This window comes from Rhodocyclus tenuis, from assembly GCF_014197755.1.
GTDB classification, from domain to species: Bacteria; Pseudomonadota; Gammaproteobacteria; order Burkholderiales; family Rhodocyclaceae; genus Rhodocyclus; species Rhodocyclus tenuis.
Genome location: NZ_JACIGE010000011.1, coordinates 53,910 through 80,505, shown reverse-complemented (window position 1 = coordinate 80,505; position 26,596 = coordinate 53,910). Strand labels below are relative to the sequence as shown.

The 26,596-nt window shown below is 64.7% G+C and carries 25 protein-coding genes and 4 tRNA genes; 7 read left to right on the top strand and 22 right to left on the bottom strand.

What is annotated here, in order from left to right; genetic code table 11:
- Nucleotides 1-7 precede the first annotated feature (7 nt).
- The 10 genes from GGD90_RS18340 to GGD90_RS14100 all read right to left on the bottom strand — a co-directional run bounded on the left by GGD90_RS18340 (nucleotide 8) and on the right by GGD90_RS14100 (nucleotide 9,344).
- Nucleotides 8-2,302, bottom strand: coding sequence for a 5'-nucleotidase C-terminal domain-containing protein (locus GGD90_RS18340; RefSeq protein ID WP_221227784.1), 2,295 nt, complete (start codon nucleotides 2,300-2,302; stop codon nucleotides 8-10).
- Nucleotides 2,303-2,331: 29 nt separating this feature from the next.
- The gene (locus GGD90_RS14140; RefSeq protein ID WP_153116388.1) at nucleotides 2,332-3,093 is read right to left on the bottom strand and encodes a PEP-CTERM sorting domain-containing protein; all 762 of its coding nucleotides are present in this window, start codon (nucleotides 3,091-3,093) and stop codon (nucleotides 2,332-2,334) included.
- Nucleotides 3,094-3,420: 327 nt separating this feature from the next.
- Nucleotides 3,421-3,804: a FlxA-like family protein gene (locus tag GGD90_RS14135; protein ID WP_153116389.1), complete on the bottom strand. Its 384-nt coding sequence runs from the start codon at nucleotides 3,802-3,804 to the stop codon at nucleotides 3,421-3,423.
- Nucleotides 3,805-4,174: 370 nt separating this feature from the next.
- A tRNA-Arg gene (locus GGD90_RS14130) sits at nucleotides 4,175-4,251 on the bottom strand.
- 129 nt (nucleotides 4,252-4,380) lie between these two features.
- Entirely contained in the window at nucleotides 4,381-5,133 is a 753-nt protein-coding gene (locus tag GGD90_RS14125; RefSeq protein WP_153116390.1) for an amino acid ABC transporter ATP-binding protein, read from the bottom strand.
- A gap of 4 nt (nucleotides 5,134-5,137) precedes the next feature.
- A complete protein-coding gene (locus tag GGD90_RS14120) occupies nucleotides 5,138-5,791 on the bottom strand; it encodes an amino acid ABC transporter permease (RefSeq protein WP_153116391.1) in 654 nt (217 codons plus the stop codon).
- A gap of 72 nt (nucleotides 5,792-5,863) precedes the next feature.
- A complete protein-coding gene (locus GGD90_RS14115) occupies nucleotides 5,864-6,667 on the bottom strand; it encodes an amino acid ABC transporter substrate-binding protein (protein WP_153116392.1) in 804 nt (267 codons plus the stop codon).
- Between the two features lie 129 nt (nucleotides 6,668-6,796).
- Nucleotides 6,797-7,864 carry a DUF2914 domain-containing protein gene (locus GGD90_RS14110; RefSeq protein ID WP_153116393.1) on the bottom strand — a complete coding sequence of 356 codons (1,068 nt, stop codon included), beginning with the start codon at nucleotides 7,862-7,864 and terminating at the stop codon, nucleotides 6,797-6,799.
- Nucleotides 7,865-7,976: 112 nt separating this feature from the next.
- Nucleotides 7,977-8,070, bottom strand: a tRNA-Ser gene (locus tag GGD90_RS14105).
- Nucleotides 8,071-8,117: 47 nt separating this feature from the next.
- Nucleotides 8,118-9,344 (bottom strand): aspartate kinase, encoded by a 1,227-nt coding sequence (locus tag GGD90_RS14100; RefSeq protein ID WP_153116394.1) that lies wholly within the window; start codon nucleotides 9,342-9,344, stop codon nucleotides 8,118-8,120.
- Between the two features lie 295 nt (nucleotides 9,345-9,639).
- Here GGD90_RS14100 and GGD90_RS14095 point away from each other — a divergent pair, with 295 nt between their 5' ends.
- A complete protein-coding gene (locus GGD90_RS14095) occupies nucleotides 9,640-9,945 on the top strand; it encodes a helix-turn-helix domain-containing protein (protein ID WP_153116395.1) in 306 nt (101 codons plus the stop codon).
- Between the two features lie 16 nt (nucleotides 9,946-9,961).
- Here the strand turns inward: GGD90_RS14095 and GGD90_RS14090 are convergent, their stop codons facing one another.
- A complete protein-coding gene (locus tag GGD90_RS14090) occupies nucleotides 9,962-10,795 on the bottom strand; it encodes a radical SAM protein (protein WP_153116396.1) in 834 nt (277 codons plus the stop codon).
- Between the two features lie 112 nt (nucleotides 10,796-10,907).
- On the opposite strand from GGD90_RS14090, the gene queD reads away from it, so the two are divergent.
- Nucleotides 10,908-11,351, top strand: a complete 444-nt coding sequence (queD, locus tag GGD90_RS14085; protein WP_153116397.1) for a 6-carboxytetrahydropterin synthase QueD — start codon at nucleotides 10,908-10,910, stop codon at nucleotides 11,349-11,351.
- 29 nt (nucleotides 11,352-11,380) lie between these two features.
- Here the strand turns inward: queD and GGD90_RS14080 are convergent.
- Nucleotides 11,381-11,468 (bottom strand) — tRNA-Ser (locus tag GGD90_RS14080).
- A 109-nt stretch (nucleotides 11,469-11,577) separates the two neighbouring features.
- Complete coding sequence (locus GGD90_RS14075; RefSeq protein ID WP_153116398.1) at nucleotides 11,578-12,486, bottom strand: polysaccharide deacetylase family protein; 909 nt, start codon at nucleotides 12,484-12,486, stop codon at nucleotides 11,578-11,580.
- Nucleotides 12,487-12,814: 328 nt separating this feature from the next.
- Here GGD90_RS14075 and GGD90_RS14070 point away from each other — a divergent pair, with 328 nt between their 5' ends.
- Nucleotides 12,815-13,369: a cytochrome b gene (locus tag GGD90_RS14070; RefSeq protein WP_184415200.1), complete on the top strand. Its 555-nt coding sequence runs from the start codon at nucleotides 12,815-12,817 to the stop codon at nucleotides 13,367-13,369.
- A 138-nt stretch (nucleotides 13,370-13,507) separates the two neighbouring features.
- Here the strand turns inward: GGD90_RS14070 and GGD90_RS14065 are convergent, their stop codons facing one another.
- Genes GGD90_RS14065 through GGD90_RS14035 form a run of 7 tightly spaced genes read right to left on the bottom strand, consistent with a single transcriptional unit; the run spans nucleotide 13,508 to nucleotide 20,099 of the window.
- Nucleotides 13,508-14,551, bottom strand: coding sequence for a bifunctional UDP-4-keto-pentose/UDP-xylose synthase (locus GGD90_RS14065; protein ID WP_153116400.1), 1,044 nt, complete (start codon nucleotides 14,549-14,551; stop codon nucleotides 13,508-13,510).
- Nucleotides 14,552-14,567: 16 nt separating this feature from the next.
- Nucleotides 14,568-15,500, bottom strand: coding sequence for a formyltransferase (locus tag GGD90_RS14060; RefSeq protein ID WP_153116401.1), 933 nt, complete (start codon nucleotides 15,498-15,500; stop codon nucleotides 14,568-14,570).
- Complete coding sequence (locus GGD90_RS14055; protein WP_153116402.1) at nucleotides 15,497-16,525, bottom strand: glycosyltransferase; 1,029 nt, start codon at nucleotides 16,523-16,525, stop codon at nucleotides 15,497-15,499. The genes GGD90_RS14060 and GGD90_RS14055 overlap by 4 nt, the downstream gene beginning before the upstream one ends.
- Entirely contained in the window at nucleotides 16,522-17,676 is a 1,155-nt protein-coding gene (locus GGD90_RS14050; protein WP_153116403.1) for a DegT/DnrJ/EryC1/StrS family aminotransferase, read from the bottom strand. Before GGD90_RS14050 ends, GGD90_RS14055 begins: the two co-directional genes overlap by 4 nt.
- A complete protein-coding gene (locus GGD90_RS14045) occupies nucleotides 17,673-18,044 on the bottom strand; it encodes an SMR family transporter (protein ID WP_153116404.1) in 372 nt (123 codons plus the stop codon). The genes GGD90_RS14050 and GGD90_RS14045 overlap by 4 nt, the downstream gene beginning before the upstream one ends.
- Nucleotides 18,045-18,051: 7 nt before the next feature.
- Nucleotides 18,052-19,728 carry a glycosyltransferase family 39 protein gene (locus GGD90_RS14040; RefSeq protein WP_153116405.1) on the bottom strand — a complete coding sequence of 559 codons (1,677 nt, stop codon included), beginning with the start codon at nucleotides 19,726-19,728 and terminating at the stop codon, nucleotides 18,052-18,054.
- Nucleotides 19,728-20,099, bottom strand: a complete 372-nt coding sequence (locus GGD90_RS14035; RefSeq protein WP_153116406.1) for an Mth938-like domain-containing protein — start codon at nucleotides 20,097-20,099, stop codon at nucleotides 19,728-19,730. Before GGD90_RS14035 ends, GGD90_RS14040 begins: the two co-directional genes overlap by 1 nt.
- Nucleotides 20,100-20,234: 135 nt before the next feature.
- Between GGD90_RS14035 and alaC the strand changes: the two genes are divergently transcribed.
- The 3 genes from alaC to GGD90_RS14020 are packed head-to-tail and all read left to right on the top strand — an operon-like array spanning nucleotide 20,235 to nucleotide 24,103.
- Nucleotides 20,235-21,455 carry an alanine transaminase gene (gene alaC, locus GGD90_RS14030; RefSeq protein ID WP_153116407.1) on the top strand — a complete coding sequence of 407 codons (1,221 nt, stop codon included), beginning with the start codon at nucleotides 20,235-20,237 and terminating at the stop codon, nucleotides 21,453-21,455.
- Entirely contained in the window at nucleotides 21,442-22,746 is a 1,305-nt protein-coding gene (locus GGD90_RS14025) for a pyridoxal phosphate-dependent aminotransferase (protein WP_153116408.1), read from the top strand. Before alaC ends, GGD90_RS14025 begins: the two co-directional genes overlap by 14 nt.
- Before the next feature lie 46 nt (nucleotides 22,747-22,792).
- Nucleotides 22,793-24,103, top strand: a complete 1,311-nt coding sequence (locus GGD90_RS14020; RefSeq protein ID WP_153116409.1) for a homoserine dehydrogenase — start codon at nucleotides 22,793-22,795, stop codon at nucleotides 24,101-24,103.
- A gap of 131 nt (nucleotides 24,104-24,234) precedes the next feature.
- On the opposite strand, the gene GGD90_RS14015 is transcribed toward GGD90_RS14020, so the two are convergent.
- Together GGD90_RS14015 and zapE are read right to left on the bottom strand one after the other, a co-directional pair.
- Nucleotides 24,235-25,083 carry a secretin N-terminal domain-containing protein gene (locus GGD90_RS14015; protein ID WP_221227783.1) on the bottom strand — a complete coding sequence of 283 codons (849 nt, stop codon included), beginning with the start codon at nucleotides 25,081-25,083 and terminating at the stop codon, nucleotides 24,235-24,237.
- Between the two features lie 56 nt (nucleotides 25,084-25,139).
- Nucleotides 25,140-26,270 (bottom strand): cell division protein ZapE, encoded by a 1,131-nt coding sequence (zapE, locus tag GGD90_RS14010; protein WP_184415198.1) that lies wholly within the window; start codon nucleotides 26,268-26,270, stop codon nucleotides 25,140-25,142.
- A 225-nt stretch (nucleotides 26,271-26,495) separates the two neighbouring features.
- Between zapE and GGD90_RS14005 the strand changes: the two genes are divergently transcribed.
- Nucleotides 26,496-26,572: transfer RNA gene (locus GGD90_RS14005), tRNA-Val, on the top strand.
- The last annotated feature ends 24 nt before the right edge of the window (nucleotides 26,573-26,596 follow it).

Sequence of the window (26,596 nt, the reverse complement as noted above, 5' to 3'; positions counted from 1 at the left end):
GGGAGGGTTAAAGGCTGAGGTCGCGCGCCGGGACGATCTGCCGGGCGGTGAGGCCCTTGATCGTCAGCAGCGGACGCGCCGCCGCCGGACCGCTGCCATCGGGGTCGATCTGCAGGCTGGCGCCGCCGATCACGTCGACGATCTGGATGTTGCCGTTGGCAACGGCCTGCGCCGGGCTGACGCCGATGCTGGAAAGCAGCGCGCTCAGGTCGATCTTGTCGGCGTAAGGCGTGAAGTCGGTGATCGTGTCGCCGGCATCGCGCAGGCTGGTATAGAGGAAGCGGTCGCCACCGGCGCCGCCGGTCAGCGTGTCGGCACCGGCGCCGCCGATGATGATGTCGTCGCCGGTGGTGCCGACGATGAGGTCGCGACCGGCGGTGCCCTGCCGGGTGACGCCGGGAGTGGCGACGGCGATGGCGAGATCGACCAGACGGCCATACTTGTCGTAGGCGTTTTCGAGGCCGTACAGGTTGGCGGTGATTTCATCGCCGTCGGCCGCATTCACGCGCTGCAGGCCGCCTTCGCTCTTGGCCGCCTTGATGTAGTTGGCCAGCGCTTCCTGATAGGTGATGGTATTGACGGCGTTTTCGAAGATGACGCCGTTGGCGGCGAAGGGATAGCCGTCGCCACCGGCCGCGGTGAAGTCGATGGTGGCGAAGGAGAAGCTGCGTTCGCCATTGACCACGGCGCCGTCGTTGACCAGCACCGTGCCGTCGTCGAGAACGATGCGGCGGATGCGCTCGCCGTTACCGAGCGCCGTCCGCGCCGGGCGCGTCGTGTCGTACATCACCTGCATTCCGGACACCTGCGCAAAGCGCCCCTGCGGCGAGCCGGTCGGCGTCGAGGCAGCCACCGAATGCTCGAGCAGATCCTTGAGCTGCGCAGCGTTCATTGCCGGCGCACGTTTGACCAGGTTGGTGTAGGGCAGCACGTTGAAGGTGTCGCCAACCGAAACGTTGCCGGTCGCCGCGATGTTGGCGCGGATACCGCCACCGTTCTGGATGGCGACGTCGGCCTTGCCGGCGAAGCGCATGGCGTCGGCGACCAGATCGCCGAGACCGGTTTCGGCGTTGCGCACGCCGGCGCTGTAGGTACAGGGCAGCGCGCTGCAGGCAGCGTGGGTCGGGCCGTTCAGCTTGACGGCGGTGGTGCCGATGATCTGGGCGTTCAGCGCGGCAATGAAATTGCCGACCGGGGTGACGACGCTGGCGTTGATCAGCGCATCGCCCGCGACCTTGTCGGCGTCGGCGGCGGCACCCGAGACGCGCAGCATGCGCGTGCCCTTGATGCCGCTCAGCGCGCCGCTGTTGTCGTCAAGCGTGGCGGTGACTTCACCGACGTAGCGGTTGCCGAAGTGGCCGGTGACGATGGCAACCGGTTTGGCGGTGGTGTCGTTGGCGTAGATCGGATGCGTGGTGAAGGTCGGCGAGACGCCGCCGTTGATCAGCAGATCGTCAGGGTCGGTCATCAGTTCGTGACCACCACCCGAGATCACCAGATCGACGCCGCTCAGCCCCGGCACCATGACATTGCGCTCGTTATCGACGTTCTGCAGGTGGCTCATCAGGATCACCGCGGTAGCGCCCTGCGTGTCGCGCAGATCGTTGATCTCGGCCTGCAACAGCGGCAGCAGCGCCTGCAGGTTGGCCAGTTCGGAATCGTTGGCGTCGTACGCCAGCATGCTGTCCGGTGCCGGCGAGGAGATGCTCGGCAGCAGCGGAGTCGTCGCGCCGACGATGCCGATCTTCTTGCCACCGGCGGTACTCACGATTTTCGACGGGGCCACCTTGCCGGCAGCGGCCAGCGCCGCGAATTCGGGCGTGGCATTGAAGTTCAGATTGGCCGAGAGATAGGTCGTGCCGGAGATTTCGGCAAAGCGGGCGGCGACCGTCGAGCCCAGGTCGAACTCGTGATTGCCGAACACTGCGGCGTCAAAGCCGATCCGGCGCATGGCGATGCTGTCGTAGAAGTCCTGGCCGCCGTCGGCGTGGGCCGTCGCCAGATTGCTGAAGCTGGCGTTGAGGCGCGGCCCCGGCAGGAAGGCGTCGCCGGCGTTGAGTTTCAGCACCGTGCGCCCGGCAGCCTTGGCGCTTGCCTCGGCGTTGGCGATCACGCTGGCCAGGCGGTCGATGCCGCCGTAGAAGGAAATGGCCTGGCCCGAGTTGTCGCGCAGGTTGCCCTGCGCGGAGAGCAGCCAGGACTCCTGGTCACCGACGTGCAGAACAGTGATCTCTTCGGCCAGAACGGCACCGCTGAAGGCGAAAGCCAGCGCGGCAACGAGGGGTTTGAACTTGATCTTCACGAGAACGGCTCCCTTGGATGGTGAAAGACTCAGGCGACCTTGCGACGACGGGCGATCGCCCCCATCAGGCAAAGACCAGCCAGCAGCATCGCGTAGCTCTGCGGCTCGGGAACGGCGGTGACGCTGAAGGCGGCAGTGTTGGGGACGGTGCTGGCGTAGCTGCCATTGCTCGTGTCGACCGTCCAGTTGGCGACATTGCCGACGAGTGCCCGGTAGTCGTCGAAGCTCGCCTTGCCGGCGCGCGCGCCGGTGTACTCGGCGTAGTCCGGCGTCGCGCTGGTCGCCAGCGCGTTCAGCCGGATGGCGCTGCTGCCTTCGACCAGACCGGTGCCGCTGAGCGAACCGTCGGCGCTGAAGCTGCCGTTGGTGATGGCGGCGAGGAAGGTGGTCGGCGCGGTCGCGCTGCCCAGGTAGGCGTACACCACCTCGTTGGAGTTGGCGATTCCCCAGTTGCTGTTGCCGGAAACACTGACGCGGCTCAGATTGCCGATCGAGGCGCTGAGGCCCGTCTTGTCGTAGGCCGACAGGCGGACGACCGTGCCGGCGGCGATCGCGCTGCTGCCGCTGTTCCACAGGTTGTAGCTTTCACCGCTGTTGAAGGCGCTGCCGCTCCACTCGTTGTCGGAGAAGTAGATCGAGGTGTTGGCCGAGATGTCGCGGAAGGTAACGAATGACAGGCCGTCTTCATCGGCGTTGAATGACGTGAAGGCAATGTCACCGGTGTTGAGGGTGGCGTGGGCACCGACGCTGGAAGCGGCGAGCAACAGCGCGAAAACGGACTTTCTGAGCATGGCGTAACCCCGGACGGGATAGGTTGAGCACGATTCCGAAACGAGAGACCCGATCGGATGGGCGACAACTTACCGGCGCGGCATGACAGCCATTGCCTTGATGCGGATGAATAATCTGGTCTGAAAAGACTAGCGAAGAACCATGCCTCGCGTTACCACGACTGTAACTTCGCGCGGGCGCGCAAGCTGTCGGTGGAGAGGGAAGCGGCAGCAATTTCGGACCAAGCCAAGTGGCGGGCATGCTCGCCGCACAGCAACAGCGGCTGGAATGGCCTGCGCGTGGCACAGGCGTATCAGCGTTCTCCGCCCTATACGCCCCGCGGTCGCCTACGCGTAAGTATCGACAAGCCCTCTCACGCCTCCCTTGCGCGCGGAGGAATCGCTGTCGGTTGCGTTCGTCGCATTCGCGCGATCGGTGATCTGCGTCGGCGCGACCTTGGCTGCCGCGGCTTCGGCCTTCTTTGCTTCTTCCGCCTCAAGCTGCGCGATCTGGGCCTGAACCAGCTGTATTTGTACTTGAATCAATTGAGCTTTTTGCTCTTTCTGCTTTGCGTCCAGGCTCTCGTCTCTGGAAACCGAAGCGAGCTCCTTCATCAGCGAGGTGAGCTGTTTTCTCAATGCGGCGATGCGCGACTGGCTTGACGATCCGCTCTGGGATGCGGAAGCGGATGAGGTGACCGCACTCAAATCGAAAGAAATGGTTCCTGACATGACCAAGCGCTCTTGAAGTTTGTATGCATTCTATCGGACAGCCCCGGCAGTTCTTGAGCCGGGGCATCCTCGGAGTCGAATGCTTCGCGACGTCTGGCGTCCGCGATGCGAACACGACTTGATGCGTCAGAGGCAGTCGGCTGGCACTCCCATTTGCCGCGCGAAGCCAACGATCTGCACTCCGCGGAATCGATGGGTCATGTCTGCCCCCTTTATCGCAAGGGATCGGACTGCAAGATCGGCCAGCTGAGTTGGCCCATACAGGCAAGCGGAACGCCCTTCACGTGTAGCACTGACGTGTAGCAATTCCAGCCGTTCGCGCAAAGCAAAAAGGCTGATTTCGTTAGAAATCAGCCTTTTACTTGTTCATTGGCGCGCCCGGAGCGATTCGAACGCCCGACCCCTTGGTTCGTAGCCAAGTACTCTATCCAACTGAGCTACGGGCGCGCTGTTTTCTTTGGCAGAGAAGCTTTCGCGTTCGCCGCTGCAAGAAGCTGCGCATTATAGCGAGTGAAGTTGCCTTGCTCAAGCCCCCGGCGCGATTTTTCCAGAGAAAAAGCGGATCGCGTCTGGCGCTCAGGCCAGATGGTTGAGAAAAGCGCGCGTGCGCGGGTGCGCCGGGCTGGCGAACATTTCGGCGGCGGGACGCTCTTCGATGATTTCGCCGCCGTCCATGAAGATGACTCGCGTCGACACGTCGCGCGCAAAAGCCATCTCGTGCGTGACGACGATCATCGTCATGTGCTCTTCGGCCAGCTGGCGGATGGTGCGCAACACTTCGCCGGTGAGCTCGGGGTCGAGCGCCGAAGTCGGCTCGTCGAAGAGCATGATGTCCGGCTCCATGGCCAGCGCGCGGGCGATGGCGACACGCTGCTTCTGGCCGCCGGAGAGGTGCGAGGGATAAGCGTCGCGCTTGTGCGCGAGGCCTACCTTGCGCAGCAGTTCCTCGGCTGCCGGGATGGCCGCTTCGCGCGTCAGCCCCTTCACCGTCACCGGCGCCTCGATGACGTTCTGCAGCACGGTGAGATGCGGGAAGAGGTTGAACTGCTGGAAGACCATGCCCATCTTGCGGCAGATGCGGCGCGAGTCGGCGTCGGCAGCGTAGCGACAGGCGCCGGCGGCGTCGGTGTCGACCAGCGTTTCGCCCTCGATGTCGATGCGGCCGCGGTCGATGCTTTCCAGACGGTTGAGGCAGCGCAGGAAGGTGCTCTTGCCGGAACCGGAAGGGCCGATGACGGCGACGACGTCGCCCTTGTCGATGTGCAGCGACACGCCGCGCAACACTTCGGTGCTGCCGAAGCGCTTGTGGATGTCGTTGGCCGAAATCATTGGCTCAGTCGTCGTAGACGGCATATTTCTTTTCCAGACGCATGAAGCCCCAGGTGAGCACCAGCGTCATCAGCAGATAGAAGGCGGCGGCAACGACGAAGGGCATGGTGGTGAAGTCGCGCTGCACCAGTCCGCGCGCCGCGCGCAGCAGATCGTTCATGGCCAGCACGTAGATCAGCGAAGTGTCCTTGACCAGCGTGATCGTCTCGTTGCTCATCGGCGGCAGGATGCGCTTGATCATCTGCGGCAGGACGATGCGGCGCATGGTCTGCGCGTAGTTGAGGCCGAGCACCTGCGCCGCCTCGTGCTGGCCGCGGCCGACCGACTGGATGCCGGCGCGGAATATCTCGGCAAAGTAGGCGGCGTAGTTGAGCGTGAAGGCGACGATGGCCGCCGGGAAGTCCGGCAGGCGCACGCCGATCACCGGCACGAAGGGCAGCGCGAAGTAGATGAACAGCATCTGCAGCATCAGCGGCGTGCCGCGCATCAGCCAGATGTAGCCGCTGACCGCTGTGCTCGCGGTGCGAAAGCGCGAGATGCGGATCAGCGCCAGCGCCAGTCCGAGCGGAACGGCGAGCGCCAGCGTGATCAGGAAAACCTGCAGGGTGACTGCCGTTCCCTGCAACAGAGGCCCGAGTATTTGGAGAAAGTAGTCCATGGGCCTGCCCAGACAAAGGGCCGGACGCAGGGTCCGGCCCGCAACAACCGTGTTTCCGGTGGTGGTGAAGCCTTACTTGACGATGTCCTTGCCGAACCACTGCGTCGAGATGCGCGCGGCGGAACCGTCCTGCTTCATTTCGTCGATGGCCTTCTGCAGCTTGGCCAGCAGTTCGTTGTCGTCCTTGCGCACGCCGACGCCGTACTCTTCGGTACCGAAGTTTTCTTCGAGAACGACGTACTCGCCCGGCTTCTTGGCGGTGTAGTAACGGCCAACGACTTCATCGACGACCAGCGCGTCGAGACGGCCGGCAGACAGATCCATCAGCGCGGTGACGTTGTCGCCGAACTTCTTCAGCTGCTTGAACGACTTGGCGGTCGCCGCGTCCTTCTCGATCGCTTCGACGGCGCTGCTACCTTCCTGCACGCCGATGACCTTGTGTGCGAGGCCAGCCTTGTCCTTGATCTTGGAATCGGCGGTGACGATGATGATCTGGCGGTTTTCGAGGTAGGGCGCGGTGAAGGCGATGTTGGCCTTGCGCTCTTCGGTGATGGTCAGCCCGTTCCACAGCACGTCGACACGCTTGCCGTTGAGTTCGGCTTCCTTGGCGTTCCAGTCGATCGGCTTGAATTCGACTTCGGCGCCGAGACGCTTGGCGGCTTCACGCGCAAGGTCGATGTCGAAGCCGACAAGCTCGTTCTTTTCGTCGCGGAAGCCCATCGGCGGGAAGTTGTCGTCGAGGCCGACGACGATCTTGCTCAGCGCGACAGGTGCCGGCGCCGCTGCCGCCGGCGTTGCTTCTTCCTTCTTGTCACAGCCGAGCAAGGCAACGCTCGCGGCGAGTGCCATCAGCAATACCGAAACCTGCTTTTTCATGATTCAGAAACCCCAGAAAGTTGAACGATGTGAACGCCTTCGGCGCCCGCTCGCGACTGCTGCAAATGCCTGCCAGCGAAGGGCCGAATTGTCACCTTAAAGAAAGCCCAGTTCAACAGCGGCAGGCGCCTAGAACTCGCGGACGAGCAGATCCTCTGCCACCGGCGCAACACGCTCGACGGTGAATGAAAAAGTGCCGATGGTGCGGCCATCTTCGGTGCCTACGGTAAAGCGCCAGTCGCCGGCCTGCGGGTTCGACAGCCACGAATAGCCGCGGAAGCCACGCTCGCGGCCGCCGGCGCTCTGGAACTGCGAGCGCGAGACGAGGCGCCAGCCTGCTGGCTCATGCACTTCCCAGCGATGTTCGAGCGTGGCGACGACCCCGAGCGGCGCCGAAACGGCCGAAACGCCGTACAGGCGCTCACCTTCGGCCAGATGCACCGTCGCCGACTGGTCGCGCCAGAACTGCCAGGCCGGAGCCTTCTCCAGCGACAAGGCATAACGGTCGGCCTCCTGCACGAAAGCATGGCCGACGGCGAGGTCGCGCTTGACCAGCGGCACCGGCGCGATCATGCCGAAGTTCCAGGCGAGCAGCAGCACGCTTGCGATCACCCAGGCCGGCAGGATGCGGCCGGGGCGGCCGGGCGCCAGCCGCTGCAGGCCGTGCGCCAGCAGCACGCCGGCGCCGGTGGAAATATAGAACCACGCCGGATTGAGACTGCCGACGATGTACGGCAGCGCGAAGTTGCAGAGCAGGATGGCGTTGAGCGCAAACAGCGCCCAGGTGAGCGTGAAGCGCTCGCCGTAACGCTTGCCGACGAATTCGTTGCCGACCAGCAGCGCGCCGAGGAAGAGCGTCATCAGCCAGGTACCGAGGTGGCCCGAGCTTTTGAAGTAGAGGATGAACAGCGCCGAGAAGATGCCGCCGTAAAAGAACTGCAGCAGCAGGTAAGGCGCTTGCCAGACGACTCCCGGCAGGTGAGCGCGCAGCCGCGAACCCGGCGCAGCCGGCGCTGGCGCCTGCAGCTTCAGCGCATCGCGCCGGGCCAGCCAGAGTGCGAGCAAGGCGGCGCCGAGCAGGAAGGCGCCGAGGCGCCAGAAGTCCATCGTTTTGACGCGCTGACCAAGCGTGAGCGCATCCCAGAGAAATCCGCCGAGAAAGGCAGCCAGCGGATAAAAGCGCCGCAGGGGAATCAAGGTATCGGTCTCGCAAGCAGCGTTCAAAAGACCATAAACGAAAAACCCCGCTGGGCTCAAAGCTCGGCGGGGTATTCGCAACGGCGCGACGCCGTTATGCCATCCATGTTACTGGCGGAGACGGAGGGATTCGAACCCTCGATACGAGTTTTGGCCCGTATGCTCCCTTAGCAGGGGAGTGCCTTCGACCTCTCGGCCACGTCTCCGAAGCGGGCGGATAATAGCGGGTTAGCCGCCCCGGGTCAAACTGAGCTCAGTCGGCCTGATCAAGACCGAAAGTCTTGTGCAGCGTACGTACTGCCAGTTCAAGATACTTCTCGTCGATGATCACCGAGATCTTGATCTCTGAGGTCGAAATCATCTTCAGATTGATGCCTTCTTCGGCCAGCGCGCGGAACATGCTGCTGGCGACGCCCGGATGCGAACGCATGCCGACGCCAACGGCGGAAACCTTGCAGATGTGCTTGTCGCCAACGATCTCGCGCGCACCGATGTGGCCCTTGACCGTTTCCAGCACGCCGAGCGTCTTGTTGTAATCGGCGCGATTGACGGTGAAGGAGAAATCGGTGGTGCCGTCATGACCGACGTTCTGGATGATCATGTCGATGTCGATGTTGGCATCGGCCACCGGACCGAGGATCTGATAGGCAATGCCCGGCCGGTCGGGAACGCCGAGCACGGTCAGCTTGGCCTCGTCGCGGCTGAAGGCGATTCCGGAGATGATCGGTTGTTCCATGGGCTTTTCTTCCTCAACAGTAATCAGCGTGCCCTCGCCTTCGTCCTCGAAGCTGGAGAGCACCCGCAGTTTGACCTTGTATTTGCCGGCGAACTCGACCGAGCGGATCTGCAGCACCTTCGAACCGAGGCTGGCCATTTCCAGCATCTCTTCGAAGGTGATGGTGTCGAGCTTGCGCGCTTCGGGAACGACGCGCGGGTCGGTGGTGTAAACGCCGTCGACGTCAGTGTAGATCTGGCATTCGTCGGCATTGAGCGCCGCTGCCAGTGCCACTGCCGAGGTATCGGAACCGCCACGACCGAGCGTGGTGATGTTGCCGTCGGCGTCGGCACCCTGAAAGCCGGCAACAACAACGACGAAGCCGGCAGCCAGATCGGCGCGGATGCGTTCATCGTCGATCGAGAGGATGCGCGCCTTGGTAAAGGTGCTGTCGGTATTCACCCGCACCTGCGCACCGGTGTAGCTCTTTGCCGGCAGCCCCTGTTCCTGCATTGCCATCGCCAGGAGGCCGATGGTGACCTGCTCGCCGGTCGAAGCGATGACGTCGAGCTCGCGCGGATCGGGCTCGGCAGATATCTCCCGCGCCAGTCCGATCAGCCGGTTGGTCTCGCCCGACATGGCTGACGGCACGACGATGATGTCGTGCCCCTGTGCCTTCCAGCGCGCGACGCGCCTGGCGACATTCTTTATGCGCTCCGTCGTCGCCACCGACGTACCGCCGAATTTCTGCACGATCAGTGCCATTCCCGCTCCACTCCAGTCACGCACGCAAGCTGCGAAGGGCGAGAATTTTATCGCAACAGGGGCACAAAAGACAGGCGGGCAGGGTCAACGCCAACACAGCCGAAAACCCGCCGGGCATCATGACGAAACGCGCAAAACTTCGTTGCAAAAAGTGCGAACAATGCCACTTGCAATAATATGAGTTTGGATTATACTGCCGCACCTATGACCAAGGTCATAGTCCATAAGTCAGTGACCGGTCAAAGGGAACAGCCCCGCCCAAACGCCGGGGATTCATCAGCCAGAAAGGAAAATCATGAGCAACGTCAAGATGATAGAAAAGATTGAACCGCGCGAGATCCGGCGCAAGCTGGGCCTCAACCAACAACAGTTCTGGTCGAAAATCGGTGTCACGCAGAGTGGCGGCTCCCGCTACGAAAGCGGCCGCAACATGCCGAAGCCGGTGCGCGAACTGCTGCGTCTGGTGCATGTCGAGCAGATCGACATCAACCGCGTCAAGCGTGAGGATATCGACGTCGTCGAATACCTGAAGGTCGAAGACCCGACGCTGTTCAAGACGCTGAAGAAGAACGCCAAGGCCAAGCTGCGGAAGGCCGCTTGATTGGCAAAATCCGGCGTCAGGGATTCATCACCACCCTGACGCCCAGCGCTTCGATTTGCCGGGCGAAGCGTGCAAAGTCTTCAAGAGCCAGCGGCGACAAGCGCTCGGCTTCCGGTTGCTGCGAGGGGCGTGCCAGACCGTAAAGGTGCACGCCCCTGATTTTTTCGCGCAGCTCTCCAATCAGCGCCAGATAGGCGCCCTCTTCCTCCGCCCCCGGCGCTTCGCCGTCGAAGGCGAACCAGCAGGTTTGCACCCAGGTCGGCGCCAGCCCGGCGCAGGCCAGCAAGGCCGTTCGCGTCTGCTGCGGCGTACGCTGCGCGCCATTGACCAGTTGCACGCCTTGCGTCGTCGCCCGGTCGAGCTTGAACCATACTTCGCCACCACAAGCGCCAATGCGCGCAATGCCTTCGCGTACCGCCGGTCGGCGCAGCTGGCTGCCGTTGGTGATCAGCCTCACCACCAGATTCCCGAGCAGACCGAGATCGGCGAGTACGCGTTCGACCAGCGCCACCGCCTCGGCGAATTCGGCGGCCGTTGTCGGCTCGCCGTCACCGGAGAAAGCGATGTCGACCAGCCGGCGCGACGCCTCGGGAACGTGACGCTGAAGAAAGTCGCCGTTGAGCACGTCGCCGAGAAAACCACGCAGTTCGCGTTCAAGGCGCGGCAGATCGAGCGGCGGCGGGCCGCCACGCTTGAGATCGGGCACCTGACAGTAGCGGCAGGCCCAGTTGCACGCAGCATTGGGATTGAGATTGATGCCCACCGAGACGCCACCGGCGCGTCGCGAAACGACGGGATAGACATAGAGCAGGCCGGCGCTGTCGCGGCGGTGGTCGACGATGGTGAGCATGCTGGATACCTTGGAGGAAGGTCGCGGCGCGGAGCGGGTTCAGGCCGGCCAAAGTGGCGATGATATAATCAGCGCCCGTTCAATGCCGGCCGTCCGCGGCCAAAAGTCCGCGATGCAGATTACCCGCCGCCTCGAATTCGATGCCGGACACCGGATTCCCGACCACAAGAGCCAGTGCCGCAACCTGCACGGCCACCGCTACGCAATCGAAATCACGCTCTCCGGCGACATCATCAGGCGCGAGGGCGACTCGGCCAACGGCATGGTGATGGATTTTTCCGAGGTCAAGGCACTGGCCAAGGAGCATCTGGTCGATGTCTGGGACCACGCCTTCCTCGTTTATTCCGGCGATACGGCGGTGCTCAACTTCCTGCTGTCGTTGCCCGGACACAAGACCGTCGTCGTCGACGCGCCGCCGACCGCCGAATTCCTGGCGCAGGAAGCCTTCAGAATCCTCGACGCGCTCTATCGCGACGTCTATGGCAACCACCTGCACCTCGAGCGCGTCCGCCTCTACGAGACGCCCAACTGCTGGGCCGACGCGGTACGCGAATAAGCGCAAACATTTGTTTTTATTGCGTTTTTTGGCGGAAGCGGTGAGATTCGAACTCACGGATGGTTGCCCATCGACGGTTTTCAAGACCGTTGCAATCGACCACTCTGCCACGCTTCCGGATGCCGCCTTGCGCGACGGCGCGAATGATAGCACGCGACCGGGTGCCTGCTGAGCGCTGGCGCCTTCGCTGCCCCTCGCTGCCATAACCCAGCCAGCAGACCGGAAATCAGGCGGGGAACGCCGGCCCCTGCACGAACAGCTTGCCCGAACGGCCGGGAATTTCCTCGAAACGCACTTCGTGGTGCGGCAGCCGCTTCAGGTCGAGGCTGGCGGCCAGATCGGCCATCGACACAAAGCTGAAGCCCTGCGCCTGCCAGCCGTCGAGCAGGCGTTCGAACTGCGGCAGCAAGCGCATGCCTTCGAGTTCGGCATGCAGCGTGAACACCTGGTCGCCGCTCGCCGACTCGGTCAGCGACAGCAGGTGATCGGCCACCGTGTCGGCGGTGATGCCGTCGACGCCGATCAGCTCGTCGAGCGTCGGCAGCGTTGTCGGCAGTTGCGGGCAGGCGATCAGTTCGCCATCGATCACCGGCAGGAATGGGTGCGTGCCGCGTCCGTCCGAGCTGATCGCGTAGCCCAGACGCTGCGTCAGGCGCAGCGCATGCCGGTTCATCTGCCAGCCAGCGGCGCCATGCAGGCGCGGCGCTTCGCCGAAGATCTGCGTGAACCGCTCGACGGCGCGCGTCATTTCCGTTTCGACCCAGGCGTTGTCGGCGCCACTGACGCCGTCCTGCCAGCGCACGTGATCCCAACAGTGCACGCCGACCTCGAAACCGGCGTCGCGCACCGCACGCAGCGTCGACGCACAGCGCCGGCCGATGTTCGGCCCCGGCAGAAGCACGCCGTACATCAGCGTCAGCAGGCCGTAATGCTCGAGCACCGAGGTGCGCCGCACCTTCTGCATGAAGCCGGGACGGAAGGCACGACGGATGGCGCGACCGGTATTGTCGGGACCGAGCGAGAACAGGAAGCTCGCGCCGGCTTGCCGCCGGCTGAGCAGTTCGACCAGCGCGGGAACGCCACGCTGCGTTCCGCGGTAGGTGTCGACGTCGATCTTGAGGGCAAGGCGTTTCATGATGTGCAGACCAGACGGCCGAGGCGGCAGGAAGAAAGCAAGGCTTGCCGGTGCCCAGCCTGAAGAAGGCGCGGATTATAGCAGCGCGCACCATCCGGCCGCCGACGGTAGAATCCCGGCCGGCAACGGCCAGGCCACCGGCTGCGTGCAGCGTCTCGGCAGCATCGCAGTCCGCCTGGCCGCCGACCTTAAGGAGCGCTTAAGGCTGCCACGTCAGCCTAGCGGCCACTCTCGCTGCTGCCGGATCGCGCCACCACGCACCCACCGCATCAAGGAACGAGAGTGCCTGCCACTCGCGGCGAGCACTGCTTCCGCACTGGAGAAACCGATGAACAGCACCCCCCGCACTACACCAAACCGTTACGATCCGCTCACGCGCCTGCTGCACTGGGGAATGTTCTTCCTGCTGCTCGCCGTCTGCGCGCTGGTCGAACTGCACGAAATTTTCCCCAAGGGATCGAGCGGCCGCACGGCGATGATGGCGCTGCACATGTCGCTCGGCGTCATCGCACTGATCATGGTCTTGCCACGTCTGGGCTGGCGCGTCGTGCAGGCGCTGCGCGGCGCCTTGCCCGACGAATCGGCAATGCCGGGCTGGCAGCGTCTTGCTTCGAAAGCGATGTATCTGGCCTTCTACCTGCTCCTGCTGGCGCTGCCGGTGAGCGGCTACCTCGGCGTTGCGCTCGACGCGCGCAGTGTCGATGTCTTCGGCTTGTTCACGCTGCCGCCGATCGGCGCCGGCGACCACAATCTCGCGCACGACCTCAAGGAAGTGCATGAGACGCTGGCCAACGTCTTCATCGCGCTCGTTGGCCTCCACTTCGCCGCGGCGCTATGGCACCACTTCGGCCTGCGCGACGACGTGCTGCTGCGCATGAAATAGGCGGCACGCACGGGCCGCTGACGGCGCCCGGCGAGCACCGGCACGAGGCTGCTTCCGCTGCCGGAGGCCTCAAAAAGCAAGGGGCGCCGCAGCGCCCCTTGTCATTCCGGCCGCGCCTGCGCGCCTTTGCCTTTACGTTCAGTCGACCAGCTTGCGCGCCGCGGCGACGTCGCCGCGATAGGCTTCGAAGATGTTCTTCAGCGCCGTCTGCATCTCGACCTGCGGCGCCCAGCCCAGATCGGCCATGGTGTTCTCGATCTTCGGCACGCGGTGCTGCGTGTCCTGATAACCCTTGCCGTAGTACTCGCCCGAAGTCGTTTCCACGGTCTTCACCCTGGCTGCGGTCTCCGCGTATTCCGGATACTGCGCGGCGAGTTCGAGCATCATCGTCGCCAGTTCGCGCACCGAGAAATTGTTCTTCGGGTTGCCGATGTTGTAGATCTTGCCGCTGGCGACGCCGTCCTTGTTGGCGATGATCTTCATCAGCGCGTCGATGCCGTCCGACACATAGGTGAAGGCGCGCTTCTGGGCGCCACCGTCCACCAGCTTGATCGGTTCGCCGCGAACGATGTGGCCGAGGAACTGCGTGATCACGCGCGATGAACCTTCCTTCGGCGTGTGGATCGAGTCGAGGCCCGGGCCGATCCAGTTGAACGGACGGAACAGCGTGTATTCGAGACCTTCCTGCTGACCGTAGGCGTGGATCACGCGGTCCATCATCTGCTTGGCACAGCTGTAGATCCAGCGCGGCTTGTTGATCGGACCGAGGATCAGTTCGGAGTTTTCCGGATCGAATTCAGCGTCACGGCACATGCCGTACACCTCGGAGGTCGACGGGAAGATGACGCGCTTCTTGTACTTCACCGCCTGGCGGATGATCGGCAGGTTGGCTTCGAAGTCGAGTTCGAAAACGCGCAGCGGCTCCTTGACGTAGGTCGCCGGCGTCGCGATCGCCACCAGCGGCAGGATCACGTCGCACTTCTTCACGTGGTACTCGATCCACTCCCTGTTGATGGTGATGTCACCCTCAAAGAAGTTGAAGCGCGGATGTTCGAGCAGGTCGGCGACACGCTCGCTATTCATGTCCATGCCATAGACTTCCCAGTCGGTCGTGTCGATGATGCGCTGCGACAGATGGTGGCCGATGAAGCCGTTGACGCCGAGGATGAGGACTTTTTTCATGGTCTTTCCGGAAAGGTCAGAAGAAGCGTTTGCCGTTGGCGAGCGTCTCGCCGAAACGGGAGACAAAAGCGGCGGGCGATAGCTCCTGGCCGTCGAGAGTCAGCGACAGCAGGCGCAGCACGCGGCCATCGGCGCAGTCGGCGAAGAAACGCGCGTCCTCGACATAGATGCCGGCGCCGGCCGAACGCGGCTGCCGCGGCGGCGCCAGCTGGCTGCGGCCGACGATCAGGCGCACGCCGTCGATTTCGAAAAAAGCGCCCGGATACGGCGGCGCCACCGCGCGCACGAGGTTGTGCACCACCGCCGCCGGCTGCGTCCAGTCGATGCGGCCATCTGCGGGCTTGCGCCCGCCGAAATAGCCGCCCTGCGCCAGATTCTGTTCGAAGTGCGGCGCGGTACCGGCGAGCAGCGCCGGCAGCACGGCATCGAGCGCCAGTTCGGCGGCGACGGTCACCTTGTTGAACACCTCGAAAGCAGTGTCATCGGGCAGGATCGGCACGCGCTGCTGCGCGACGACACGGCCGGCGTCGGGCTTGGCGAGCATCTCGTGCAAGCTCGCGCCAGTCTCGGTTTCGCCGTGCAGCACCGCCCAGTTCACCGGTGCGCGGCCGCGGTACTTCGGCAGCAGCGAGCCGTGCATGTTGTAAGCGCCACGCGCCGCCAGCGCCAGCAGCGGCGTGCCGAGCATCTTGCGGTAGTAGAACGAGAAGATGAAATCGGGCTGCAGTGCGGCGATGCGTGCCAGCAACTCGGGCGTGTTGGCGTCGGCCGGCGTGATCGTCGGAATGTCGTGACGCGCGGCAACAGCGGCGACACTCTCGAACCAGATGTTCTCGTCGGCCGCGTCTTCGTGCGTCACCAGCAGCGCCACCTCGACGCCATGCGCCAGCAGCGTCGACAGGCAGCGCGCACCGACCGAGTGGTAAGCGAAGACGACGGCACGCGTCATGCGTGACGCTCCGCAGCAGCTGCAGCGGTGGCGCCGCCAAGCGCCGGCGTGATTTCCGGCGTTTGCGCTTGGCGGCGATCGACGCGAATGTCCGGTGCTTCGAGTACCGCGTCGATCAGGAAACGCGGGCGGTGGCGCACCTGCAGGTAGATGCGACCGACGTACTCGCCGATCAAGCCGACACCGAAGAGCACCAGTCCGAGCAGGAAGAAGACGATGCCGAACAGCGTGAACAGCCCCTCGGCTTCCGGCCCGAGGAAGATGCGGCGCAGCGCGAGAACGCCGACAAACAGCGCCGAGAGCAGCGAAACGCCGATGCCGACCATCGAGAACCACTGCAGCGGCACCAGCGAAAAGCCGGTCATCAGGTCGAAGTTGAGGCGAATCAGGCTATACAGCGAATACTTCGATTCGCCGGCGAAACGCTCCTCGTGCGCTACCTCGATTTCGGTCGGGCGCAAGGCAAAGGTATAGGCCAGCGCAGGAATGAAGGTGCTCACTTCGTGGCAACTGTTGATTGCGTTGATGATGCTGCGCCGGTAGGCGCGCAGCATGCAGCCCTGGTCGGTCATCTTGATGCGCGTGATGCGCTCGCGCAGGCGGTTCATCGCGCGCGACGCGTAGCGGCGGAAAGCCGAATCCTGGCGCTGGCGGCGGATGCTGCCGACGAGGTCGTAGCCCTCGCGCATCTTCTCGACCAGACGCCCGATCTCCTCGGGCGGATTCTGCAGGTCGGCGTCGATGGTGACGACGATCTCGCCGCGACAGTGCTCGAAACCCGCCATGATCGCCATGTGCTGGCCGGCGTTGGCGGCGAGCAGGATGACGCGGGTGACGTCGGGGCGGCGCTCGTACTGCTCGCGCAGCAGCGCCGCCGAACGGTCGCGGCTGCCGTCGTTGATGAAGATCAGTTCGTAACTGGCGCCAAAGTCGTCCATCGCCGCGTAAAGGCGCTCGAACAGGGTCGGCAGGCCGGCCTCTTCGTTGTAGATCGGGACGACGACCGAGACTTCGGGAGAGTTCATGCGCGTGCTGGCTGAATGAGATCGAGAAGATGGGCACAGACGGCGTCGACATCGGCGTCGCTCATTGCCGGGAACAAGGGCAGCGTCAGCGTCGTGGCGCCGACGTGTTCGGCATGCGGAAAATCGCCCGGCGCATAGCCGAGATTACGGTAGAGCGCGAACAGGTGCATCGCCGGGTAATGCACGCCGGCGCCGATGTTGCGCGCACGCAGCGCGGCAATCAAGTCGCCGCGGCTGATTTTCATGCGTTCGAGCGGCAGCAGCACCTGGAACATGTGCCAGTTGCTGTCGGCAAAATCGGCGGGCGGCAGGCCGAGCCCGACGTCGGGCGCGCCAGCGGCCGGATCGAGCCGCGCGAAATAGCGCCGTGCCAGCTGGCGCCGGCGCGCGGTGAATTCGTCGAGCCGGCGCAGCTGGCCCAAGCCGATCGTCGCCGCGAGGTCGGTGAGGTTGCCCTTGTGGCCGGCGACGTCGACCTCCATCTCGCCGCCGTCGAGCCGGCGCACGCCCTGCAGGCGCAGGCGCTCGCAGAAAGCCGGATCGATGTCGGCCGGCAGCACCAGCGCACCGCCCTCGCTGGTGGTGAGGTTCTTGTTGGCGTGGAAGGAGAAGGAGACGAAGTCGCCGAGGCTGCCGATCGGCCCACCGCGCCAGCTGGCGCCAAGCGACTGCGCCGCGTCCTCGACCACGCGCAGGCCGTGCCGGCGGGCAATCGCGTAGAGACGGTCGCGGTCGACCGGCAGGCCGGCCAGATCAACCGGGATGATCGCCTTGGTCTTGTCGGTGATCGCCGCATCGACCAAGTCGAGGTCGAGATTGCGCGTGACCGGGTCGATGTCGACGAACACCGGCCGCGCGCCGCGATGCAGCACGACGTTGGCGGTGGCAACCCACGACAGCGGCGGCGTGATCACCTCGTCACCGGCGCCGACACCGGCCAGCTCAAGCGCGATTTCGAGCGTGATCGTTCCCGAATTGAAGGCGCGCACCGTGCGTCCGCCGAAACGCGCCGACAGCGCCGCTTCGAACTCCTGCACGCGCGGGCCGCTGGTGATCCAGCCCGAGCGCAGCGTGTCGCCGACGGCGGCGATGGTTTCCTCGTCGATCGACGGACGGGTGAAGGGAATGAAATTCGCAGGCAGAGGAATCATGAGCGGGCAACGAGATAAACGCCGACGACGATGAAGCCGATGCCGAACAGTTTCTGTACGGTCACCGCCTCGCCGAACAGCCAGTGCGCGGCGAAGGCGTTGACGATGTAGCCGATCGACAGCAGCGGATAGGCGATCGACACCGGCACACGCGAGAGCGCCATGATCCAGACGACGACGCTGACGACGTAGCAGCACAGGCCGCCGAAGATGTGCGGTTCGAAAGCGAGCTTGAGGCCGACCGGCAGCGCGTTTTCGAGCGAAAACTCGAAATGGCCGATGACGTTGGTACCGGCCTTGAGCAGCAGTTGCGCCGCAGCGTTGAGCAACACGCCGGTGAGGATCAGGGCAAAGGCGACGGCGCTCATCGGCGGCTCAGTGCGCAAGTGCCGGGCTGCCGTCGGCGGCCGGCCGGCGCACGATGACGCGCCGCGTGTCGCGCGCCACCACGTCCATCGGCAATCCGCCGGCGAGTGATTCGTAGGTATCGGGCGTCATCACGGCGAAGGCGTCGCCGCCGGCGAGCCAGCGTTCGCGGAACTCGGCGATGGTCGGCACCCACAGCTGCGGCTCCTGGTCGAGGCCGAAACCCAGTTCGTCGCGATAATCGACCAGCGTCAGCGTGCGCTGCAGGTAGAAGGGCAAGGTCTGCTCGTACATATTGACACTGTAGAACGGAACGCCGGGGCTGAGCAGCGGCTTCACTTCGGTGGCAATGTGATGCGCGGAATTCGAACGGCCGAGCTTCTCGTGCCCCTGCATCACGATCGACAGCGCCAGATAGCCGGCGACGGCCAGCAGCAGGAGTCCGCCGCCCTGCCGCCGCCGCCACACCAGCAGCCAGCCGCCGATGGCACCGGCGAGCAGCACGCCGGCGGCGACGCGCGACCATTCGGCGTAGGCGCTCATCATCGCGTGCGGCGTTTCGGTGTCGGCGCGGTCGCTGATGTGCGGCGCGAAATAGAGCGCCGCCAGCGCCACGGCGATGATGATGCCGATGTGCGCAAGCAACGTGCCGCGCGCGGCGCGACATAGCCAGACGCCGGTGAGCATCGCCAGCGCCGGCGCCATCGGCAGAATGTACGACGGCAGCTTCGAGCTTGAGGCGCTGAAGAAAGCGAGGATGACCAGCGCCCAGACGACGAGCAGGCGTTGCGGCTGGAAAGCGCCGCTGCGCTCGCGGAACCAGGCGCCGAACCACGCCTGCAGCATCATCAGCGTCCACGGCAGCGTGCCGACGAGCAGCACGGCGAGGAAATACCAGGGCGGCTGGTAGCGGCCGTGCGCCTTGGTCAGGAAACGCTCGAAATGCTCGTGGATGAAGAAGAAATGGAAGAACTCGGGGTTGGCGAGCGACACCGCGACGAACCACGGCGCGGCGATCAGCAGGAACAGCGGGATACCGCGCAACAGTTCGAGCCGCCGCCACGGTGACAGATCGCGTGCCAGCGCCGAATAAAGCACCAGCGCCGCGCCACAAAGCACCAGCGCGACCAGCCCTTTCGACAGCATCGCCCCAGCCAGCGCCGCCCAGACGACGAGCATCCAGCGTCGTCGCTCGACTGGCGCCGCGCCATCGCGATTGGCCAGCAATACACCCGACAGAGCCAGCTGCAGGAAGAACGACAGCCCCATGTCGAGCGTGTTGAGGTGACCGATGATCACCATGAACAGGCAGCCGGCGAGCGTGGACGCCGCCAGCAGCGCAGCACGCGAGCCAAACAGCCGGCGCGTCGTGAAGAAGGCGAGCAGGACGCTGAGGAAACCGGTAATTCCCGGCCAGATGCGCGCGGTCCACTCGTCTTCGCCGAAAACCTTGAAAGCGGCAGCGGTCACCCAGTACTGCAGCGCCGGTTTCTCGAAGTACTTGATACCGTTCAGTCGCGGCGTCACGAAATCGCCGGAAACCGCCATTTCGCGCGCGATTTCGGCATAACGCCCTTCGTCGGGCTTGATCAGCTTGCGGTATTCGAGCGTGCCGAACCAGACGACGGCAAACGCCAGCAGCAGCGCCCACAGCCCGCGACGAGAAAGAATCGGCGTGTCAGCCATCAGGAGAAGAGCAGCGCGACAACGACGCGACGCCCCTCGCCGGCAAGAACATTGTAGGTACGGCAGGCGGCACCGAACTCCATCACTTCCAGACCTTTCTGCGCCTCGGCGAAAGGCCGCAGCAACTCGGGACGCGGAAAACGCAGCGGCGACGGCATGCCGAGCAGTGTGACATCGGCATCCAGCCCGGCGAGGAACGCAAAGTCATCAATGGCAAGCTTATCGGCGCTGGCAAGCGTCCACCCGGGAAGAAGCCGTTGCGGCGAAACGAGCAGATTGCGCTCATGGCGCACGCCGTCGACACTGACGAAGCCAGCGCCGTAGGCGGTGAAGACATGAGCTCCGTCGGTCGCGGCGATTTGCAGCTTCATGGAAAATTGCGGTGCACAAATCGATAAAGTAGGATTATAGCTTTTTTGCTGACCGCAACTTGACGAAGCCGTCGGCCCGCGCAAGCAGCGCCCGCCCACCGTTTCGGCATGTCACAGGCCGACAACCCGAGAGCCATGAGAGAGTTTTCGCGCGTCAAGCGTCTCCCCCCGTATGTCTTCAACATCACCGGCGAGTTGAAGATGGCCGCGCGCCGCCGCGGCGAGGACATCATCGACCTAAGCATGGGCAATCCTGACGGGCCGACGCCGCAACACATCGTCGACAAGATGGTCGAGGCGACCGAACGCGGCAATACGCACGGCTATTCGGTCTCGAAGGGCCTGCCGCGCCTGCGCAAGGCGATCTGCGACTGGTACCAGCGGCGCTACGCGGTCAGTCTCGATCCCGAGAGCGAAGCCGTCGTCACCCTCGGCTCGAAGGAAGGCCTCGCCCACCTGATGCTGGCGACGCTCGACCGTGGCGACACGGTGCTCGTCCCCAACCCTTCGTACCCGATCCACATCTACGGCGCGATCATCGCCGGCGCCGACATCCGCTCGGTGCGCATGACGCCCGGCGTCGACTTCTTCGAAGAACTGCAGCGCGCCATCCGCGAGTCGATCCCCAAGCCGAAGATGATGGTCTTCGGCTTCCCGAGCAACCCGACCGCGCGCTGCGTCGACATGGAATTTTTCGAGCGCGTCATCGCGCTGGCGAAGCAGCACGACATTCTCGTCGTGCATGACCTCGCCTACGCCGACCTCGTTTTCGACGACGCCTTCCCCGACAACCGGGCGCCATCGATCATGCAGGTGCCGGGCGCGCGCGACATCGCCGTCGAGTTCTTCACCATGTCGAAGAGCTACAACATGGCCGGCTGGCGCATCGGCTTCATGGTCGGCAACCGAGAACTGTGCGCGGCGCTGGCGCGCATCAAGAGCTATCACGATTACGGCGCGTTCACACCGATCCAGATCGCTTCGGTAATCGCGCTCGACGGCCCGCAGGACTGTGTCGAGGAAATCCGCCAGCGCTACGAGCGCCGGCGCAACGTGCTGGTCAAGGGACTGCACGAGGCCGGCTGGGAAGTCGAGACGCCGAAGGCGTCGATGTACATCTGGGCGCCGATTCCGCCCGCCTACCGCGCGCTCGGCTCGCTCGAATTCGCCAAGCGTCTGCTCGCCGACGCCAAGGTCGCCGTCTCGCCGGGTATCGGTTTTGGCGAATACGGCGACGACCACGTACGCTTCGCGCTGATCGAAAACGACGAGCGCATCCGTCAGGCCGTTCGCGGCATCAAGGAAATGTTCAGAAAGGACGGCCTCTCTCCGGCCGACGTCAATGCCCACTGCTAAACCCGCAACCGAACTCTCGCTGCCAGCGCCCCACTCCACTTCGCCGCTGGTGCAGGCACCGATCCGCAAATCGGGCAAGCTCGCCAACGTCTGCTACGACATCCGCGGCCCGGTGCTGGCGCGTGCCCGGCAGATGGAGGACGAAGGCCACAAGATCATCAAGCTGAACATCGGCAACCTCGCCTCCTTCGGCTTCGACGCGCCCGACGAAATCCAGCAGGACATGATCCGCAACCTGCCCAATTCGGCGGGTTATTCCGACTCGAAAGGCATCTTCCCGGCGCGCAAGGCGGTGATGCACTACTGCCAGCAGAAGAAGATCCGCGGCGTCACGCTCGAGGACATCTACGTCGGCAACGGCGTTTCCGAGCTGATCGTCATGGCGATGAACGCACTGCTCGATCCGGGCGAGGAAGTGCTGCTGCCAGCACCCGACTATCCGCTGTGGACCGCAGCGGTCAGCCTTTCGGGCGGAACGCCGCGCCACTACCTGTGCGACGAGAACAACGGCTGGCTGCCCGACTTGGCTGACATCCGCGCCAAGATTTCGCCGAGCACGCGCGCCATCGTCATCATCAACCCGAACAACCCGACCGGCGCGCTCTATCCGCCCGAGCTGCTGCGCGAACTCGTTGCCATCGCCCGCGAGCACGGCCTGATCATCTACGCCGACGAGGTCTACGACAAGGTGCTCTACGACGGCGAGACGCACACCTCGATCGCCTCGCTGTCGGAAGATGTGCTGACCATCACCTTCAACGGCCTGTCGAAGAATTACCGCTGCTGTGGCTACCGTGCCGGCTGGATGATCGTTTCCGGCGACAAGCGGCGTGCGCGCGACTACATCGAAGGCCTCGACATGCTCGCCTCGATGCGCCTGTGTGCCAACGTACCGGGCCAGTACGCGATCCAGACCGCGCTTGGCGGCTATCAGAGCATCGACGACCTGATCGCCCCGGGCGGCCGCATGCGTCGCCAGCGCGACCTGGCCTACGAGCTGATCACGGCGATCCCCGGTGTGACCTGCGTCAAGCCGAAGGCGACGCTGTACATGTTCCCGCGCCTCGACCCGGAGATTTATCCGATCGCCGACGACCAGGAGTTCATCGCCGAACTGCTCGAAGCCGAACGCGTGCTGCTGGTGCAGGGCACAGGCTTCAACTGGCCGCAGCCCGACCACTTCCGCCTCGTCTTCCTGCCGCACGAGGACGATCTGCGCGAGGCCGTCGGCCGCGTCGCGCGCTTCCTCGAAAGCTATCGCAAACGCGCCGCCGGCGCTGCCGCAGCCTGATTCCTTGCAGATACCGCAACCCCAACCTCTCGACCTACAGGACCCCATGAAACCGATCAACGTAGGCCTTCTCGGCATCGGCACCGTCGGCGGTGGCACTTTCACCGTTCTCACCCGCAACGAGGCGGAAATCACCCGTCGCGCCGGCCGGCCGATCCGCATCTCCAAGGTTGCCGACAAGAATCTGGCGCTGGCGAAGGAAGTCACCGCCGGCCGCGCCGAAGTCACCGACGACGCCTTTGCCGTCGTTGACGATCCCGCCATCGACATCGTCGTCGAGCTGATCGGCGGCTACGGCATCGCCAAGGAACTGGTGCTGCGCGCCATCGCCAACGGCAAGCATGTCGTCACCGCCAACAAGGCGCTGCTCGCGGTACACGGCAACGAAATCTTCGCCGCGGCGCAGGCGCGCGGCGTCATCGTCGCCTTCGAGGCCGCCGTCGCCGGCGGCATCCCGATCATCAAGGCACTGCGCGAAGGCCTGTCGGCCAACCGCATCGAGTGGATCGCCGGCATCATCAACGGCACCACCAACTTCATCCTCTCGGAGATGCGCGACAAGGGCCTGTCCTTCGCCACCGTGCTTGCCGAAGCGCAGCGCCTCGGCTACGCCGAAGCCGACCCGACTTTCGACGTCGAAGGCGTCGACGCGGCGCACAAGCTGACCATCATGAGCGCCATCGCTTTCGGCATTCCGATGCATTTCGAGCAGGCGCACGTCGAAGGCATCAGCCGGCTGGCGGCGGAAGACATCCGCTACGCCGAACAGCTCGGCTACCGCATCAAGCTGCTCGGCATCACGCGGCGCACGCCGGAAGGCGTCGAGCTGCGCGTGCATCCGACGCTGATCCCGGAAAAGCGCCTGATCGCCAACGTCGAAGGCGCGATGAACGCGGTGCTGGTCAAGGGCGACGCCGTCGGCCCGACGCTGTACTACGGCAAGGGCGCCGGCGCTGAGCCGACCGCTTCGGCAGTGATCGCCGATCTGGTCGACGTGACGCGCATGCACACCGCCGATCCCGAACACCGCGTGCCGCATCTGGCCTTCCAGCCGCAGTCGCTGGTCGACCTGCCGATCCTGCCGCTGGCCGAGATCAGCACCAGCTACTACCTGCGTCTGCGCGTCGAGGACAAGCCGGGCGTGCTCGCCGACATCACACGCATCCTCGCCGATCAGGGCATCTCGATCGACGCGATGATCCAGCGCGAGCCGGACGAAGGCGAAGAGCAGACCGACATCATCATCCTCACGCACCAGACGCGCGAACGGCAGATCGACGCCGCGATCACGCTGATCCAGTCGCTGCCAGCGGTGAAGGCACCGCTGATCCGCCTGCGTCTGGAAAACCTGCTCTAGTAGCCCAAGCTCACGCGCCTGCCCGCGGTTCTCCGGGGCAGGCGCTGCTCTGTCGGCGGCGCCTTTACGGCAGTAGCTTCCAGCTCCCCCCGTGGCGCGGACTGGTGTTGCGGCGCCCGCCGCCGCCCTTTCTACTGCACTTCGTCAACGCGCAGCCAGACGCTGCGGCTGTCGCGCGCCTCGCTGCTGCCCACTGTCCAGCCGTTGCCGCCGCTCTGGCTCGCCAGCTGGCCGCTGCCGCCGAGCTCGATCCACTCGCCGAGACGCCCGGACACCGTCGTGGTCAAACGCTGCACCTCGATGGCCCCGCCGGCGCCGACGCTGTCGGCCTGCGGGCTGATCTCCAGCGTCACCCGCTCGCCGTTGAGCTGCGGCCGCGCGTAGAAGCCCTGCCCGACGTCGCGATAGACAACCGACTCGCTGCTCACCGCGCCGCCCGGCCCGACCCAGGTCTGACGCAGCGGCAAGGGCAGCGCGCGGCCAACCTGGATGAAGGCATTGCCGCCTTCGACCACCTGCACCGACTGGCTGGCGCGCGCCTCGCTCGCGTCGCGCGTGTCGACGACGCTGCCGCCGATGCGGCTGCCCCCGCGCTGTACCTCGATGCGCGTACCACCCGCCACGCCAGCCGACGGCCCGACGATGCGCACATTGCGGCTGCCGCTGCCGGCAAACTCGCCATAGACGCTGCCCGCCTGCAGCGCGGATTCGCCGTCGCGGTTCTGGCTGACGCGAATCATCAGCCGGCGCTGCGGCGTATCGAGCGCCGCCAGCGCCTGCTTGAGCTGTTGGCGATTGCGCTGCGAAGCGCGCACGATCAGCTGGTTGCCCATTCCCGACAGGGCGCCGCCCGGCTCGAGCAGCGGTCGCAAGGCGGGCAGCAGTTGCTCGACGCTGCGATGCTTGAGCGGAATGACTTCGAGCTCCTGCGCCAGCGCCGGCGCAGCAAGAAAGCAGAGCAGCAGGAGCAGGCGACGCATGACAACTCCTCTTCAGTTCAATGCCGGAAGCGTCGACGCCACCCGCGGCACCCGCTTCAGACCAGATGCGGCAGCGCCAGATACTCGCGCGTGCGCATTTCGGTCAAGCGGCTGGCGGTGCGAAAGAACTCGCTGGCCTGCGTGCCGGCGACGTAGAGCTGTTCGGGCTCGCAGGCGGCGGTGGCGATCAGCTTGACGCGGAAATCGTAGAACACATCGACCAGCCAGGTGAAGCGGCGCGCCTCGGCCGAGTGGCGCGCATCCATCTGCGGAATGCCCGAGAGCAGCACGGTCGGAAAGCGCCGCGCCAGTTCGAGGTAGTCGTTCTGCGAACGCGGGCCGCCGCACAGCGCATCGAAGTCGAACCAGATCACCCCGGCGGCACGCCGGCGGAAGGCAATCGGCCGGCCGAGAATGTCGATCTCGCCCGCGCCTTCACCGGCCATCGCCCCCGCTCCCTCCCCGGCGGCCAGTTCGGCAAAGGTCGCCGCCTGCTGCCTTTCGGCCGCGGCGTCGGCCGGCACGCGGAAGGTCTCGACGCGCTCAAGCGAGCGCTGCCGGTAATCGATACCGGCGTCGACCTCGACCACGTCGAGCTGGCGCTCGATCAGCGCAATCGTCGGCAGGAAGTTCTCGCGCTGCAGGCCGTCCGGATAAAGCCGCTTTGGCGGGTAGTTCGAAGTCATGACGATGACCACGCCGCGCGCGAACAAGGCTTCGAGCAGGCGGCCGAGGATCATCGCGTCGGCGATGTCGGAGACGTGAAACTCGTCGAAACAGAGCAGGCGCAGCTCGCCGGCGATCTGGTCGGCAACCTTGTCCAGCGGATCGCTGCCGCCCTTGAGCGCATTCAGTCGCGAATGCACCTCCTGCATGAAGGCGTGGAAATGCACGCGCCGCTTGCGCTGGTAGGGAACAGCGGCGAAGAAGCAGTCCATCAGGAAGCTCTTGCCGCGGCCGACACCGCCCCAGAAATAGACGCCACGCGGCGGTGTCGCGCGCGACAGCATCTTGCGCCAGGCGGTGCGCCGCGCCACCTTGAACGCCAGCAGCTCGCTGTAGAGCTGCTGCAGGCGCCTGGCTGCCGCGAGTTGCGCGGCGTCCGCGCTGTAGCCGTTTTCGGCCAGCTTGGCGAGATAGCTGTCGAGCACACCGTGCTCGGAAACATTGAGGATTCGGTAGGGCATGACTCGAAAATGACTTGAAGTGATCAAGGCAACAGACCGGCGCAGGGCACGGCCGTTCCCGGGCAAGCGCTCGCGCACACCGGCGTGCGCACTGCGCCGCGGCGCGTGGCCGGCAGTGTAAAGCATCATCGGCAATGTAAAGAGTTTGCGCACACGTGTTGCAATCCGCGAAAGAGTCGCTATAATGCGCGCTTCCTTCGGGACGCCAAGGTTTCGGCGAACGGGAGGCGCGTAGCTCAGCTGGTTAGAGCACCACCTTGACATGGTGGGGGTCGTTGGTTCGAGTCCAATCGCGCCTACCAAATTTCTTAGCGGAATCAACGCAT

Coding starts and splice junctions, on each gene's coding strand:
- GGD90_RS14135 (WP_153116389.1), bottom strand. CDS start 3,804: ATGTCAGGAACCATTTCTTTCGATTTGAGTGCGGTCACCTCATCCGCT.
- GGD90_RS14070 (WP_184415200.1), top strand. CDS start 12,815: ATGAACAGCACCCCCCGCACTACACCAAACCGTTACGATCCGCTCACG.
- GGD90_RS14125 (WP_153116390.1), bottom strand. CDS start 5,133: ATGATTTCGGCCAACGACATCCACAAGCGCTTCGGCAGCACCGAAGTG.
- GGD90_RS14100 (WP_153116394.1), bottom strand. CDS start 9,344: ATGGCACTGATCGTGCAGAAATTCGGCGGTACGTCGGTGGCGACGACG.
- GGD90_RS14115 (WP_153116392.1), bottom strand. CDS start 6,667: ATGAAAAAGCAGGTTTCGGTATTGCTGATGGCACTCGCCGCGAGCGTT.
- GGD90_RS14065 (WP_153116400.1), bottom strand. CDS start 14,551: ATGAAAAAAGTCCTCATCCTCGGCGTCAACGGCTTCATCGGCCACCAT.
- GGD90_RS14095 (WP_153116395.1), top strand. CDS start 9,640: ATGAGCAACGTCAAGATGATAGAAAAGATTGAACCGCGCGAGATCCGG.
- GGD90_RS14120 (WP_153116391.1), bottom strand. CDS start 5,791: ATGGACTACTTTCTCCAAATACTCGGGCCTCTGTTGCAGGGAACGGCA.
- queD (WP_153116397.1), top strand. CDS start 10,908: ATGCAGATTACCCGCCGCCTCGAATTCGATGCCGGACACCGGATTCCC.
- alaC (WP_153116407.1), top strand. CDS start 20,235: ATGAGAGAGTTTTCGCGCGTCAAGCGTCTCCCCCCGTATGTCTTCAAC.
- GGD90_RS14045 (WP_153116404.1), bottom strand. CDS start 18,044: ATGAGCGCCGTCGCCTTTGCCCTGATCCTCACCGGCGTGTTGCTCAAC.
- GGD90_RS14090 (WP_153116396.1), bottom strand. CDS start 10,795: ATGCTCACCATCGTCGACCACCGCCGCGACAGCGCCGGCCTGCTCTAT.
- GGD90_RS14075 (WP_153116398.1), bottom strand. CDS start 12,486: ATGAAACGCCTTGCCCTCAAGATCGACGTCGACACCTACCGCGGAACG.
- GGD90_RS14025 (WP_153116408.1), top strand. CDS start 21,442: ATGCCCACTGCTAAACCCGCAACCGAACTCTCGCTGCCAGCGCCCCAC.
- GGD90_RS14060 (WP_153116401.1), bottom strand. CDS start 15,500: ATGACGCGTGCCGTCGTCTTCGCTTACCACTCGGTCGGTGCGCGCTGC.
- GGD90_RS14020 (WP_153116409.1), top strand. CDS start 22,793: ATGAAACCGATCAACGTAGGCCTTCTCGGCATCGGCACCGTCGGCGGT.
- GGD90_RS14035 (WP_153116406.1), bottom strand. CDS start 20,099: ATGAAGCTGCAAATCGCCGCGACCGACGGAGCTCATGTCTTCACCGCC.
- GGD90_RS14015 (WP_221227783.1), bottom strand. CDS start 25,083: ATGCGTCGCCTGCTCCTGCTGCTCTGCTTTCTTGCTGCGCCGGCGCTG.
- zapE (WP_184415198.1), bottom strand. CDS start 26,270: ATGCCCTACCGAATCCTCAATGTTTCCGAGCACGGTGTGCTCGACAGC.
- GGD90_RS14140 (WP_153116388.1), bottom strand. CDS start 3,093: ATGCTCAGAAAGTCCGTTTTCGCGCTGTTGCTCGCCGCTTCCAGCGTC.
- GGD90_RS14050 (WP_153116403.1), bottom strand. CDS start 17,676: ATGATTCCTCTGCCTGCGAATTTCATTCCCTTCACCCGTCCGTCGATC.
- GGD90_RS14040 (WP_153116405.1), bottom strand. CDS start 19,728: ATGGCTGACACGCCGATTCTTTCTCGTCGCGGGCTGTGGGCGCTGCTG.
- GGD90_RS14055 (WP_153116402.1), bottom strand. CDS start 16,525: ATGAACTCTCCCGAAGTCTCGGTCGTCGTCCCGATCTACAACGAAGAG.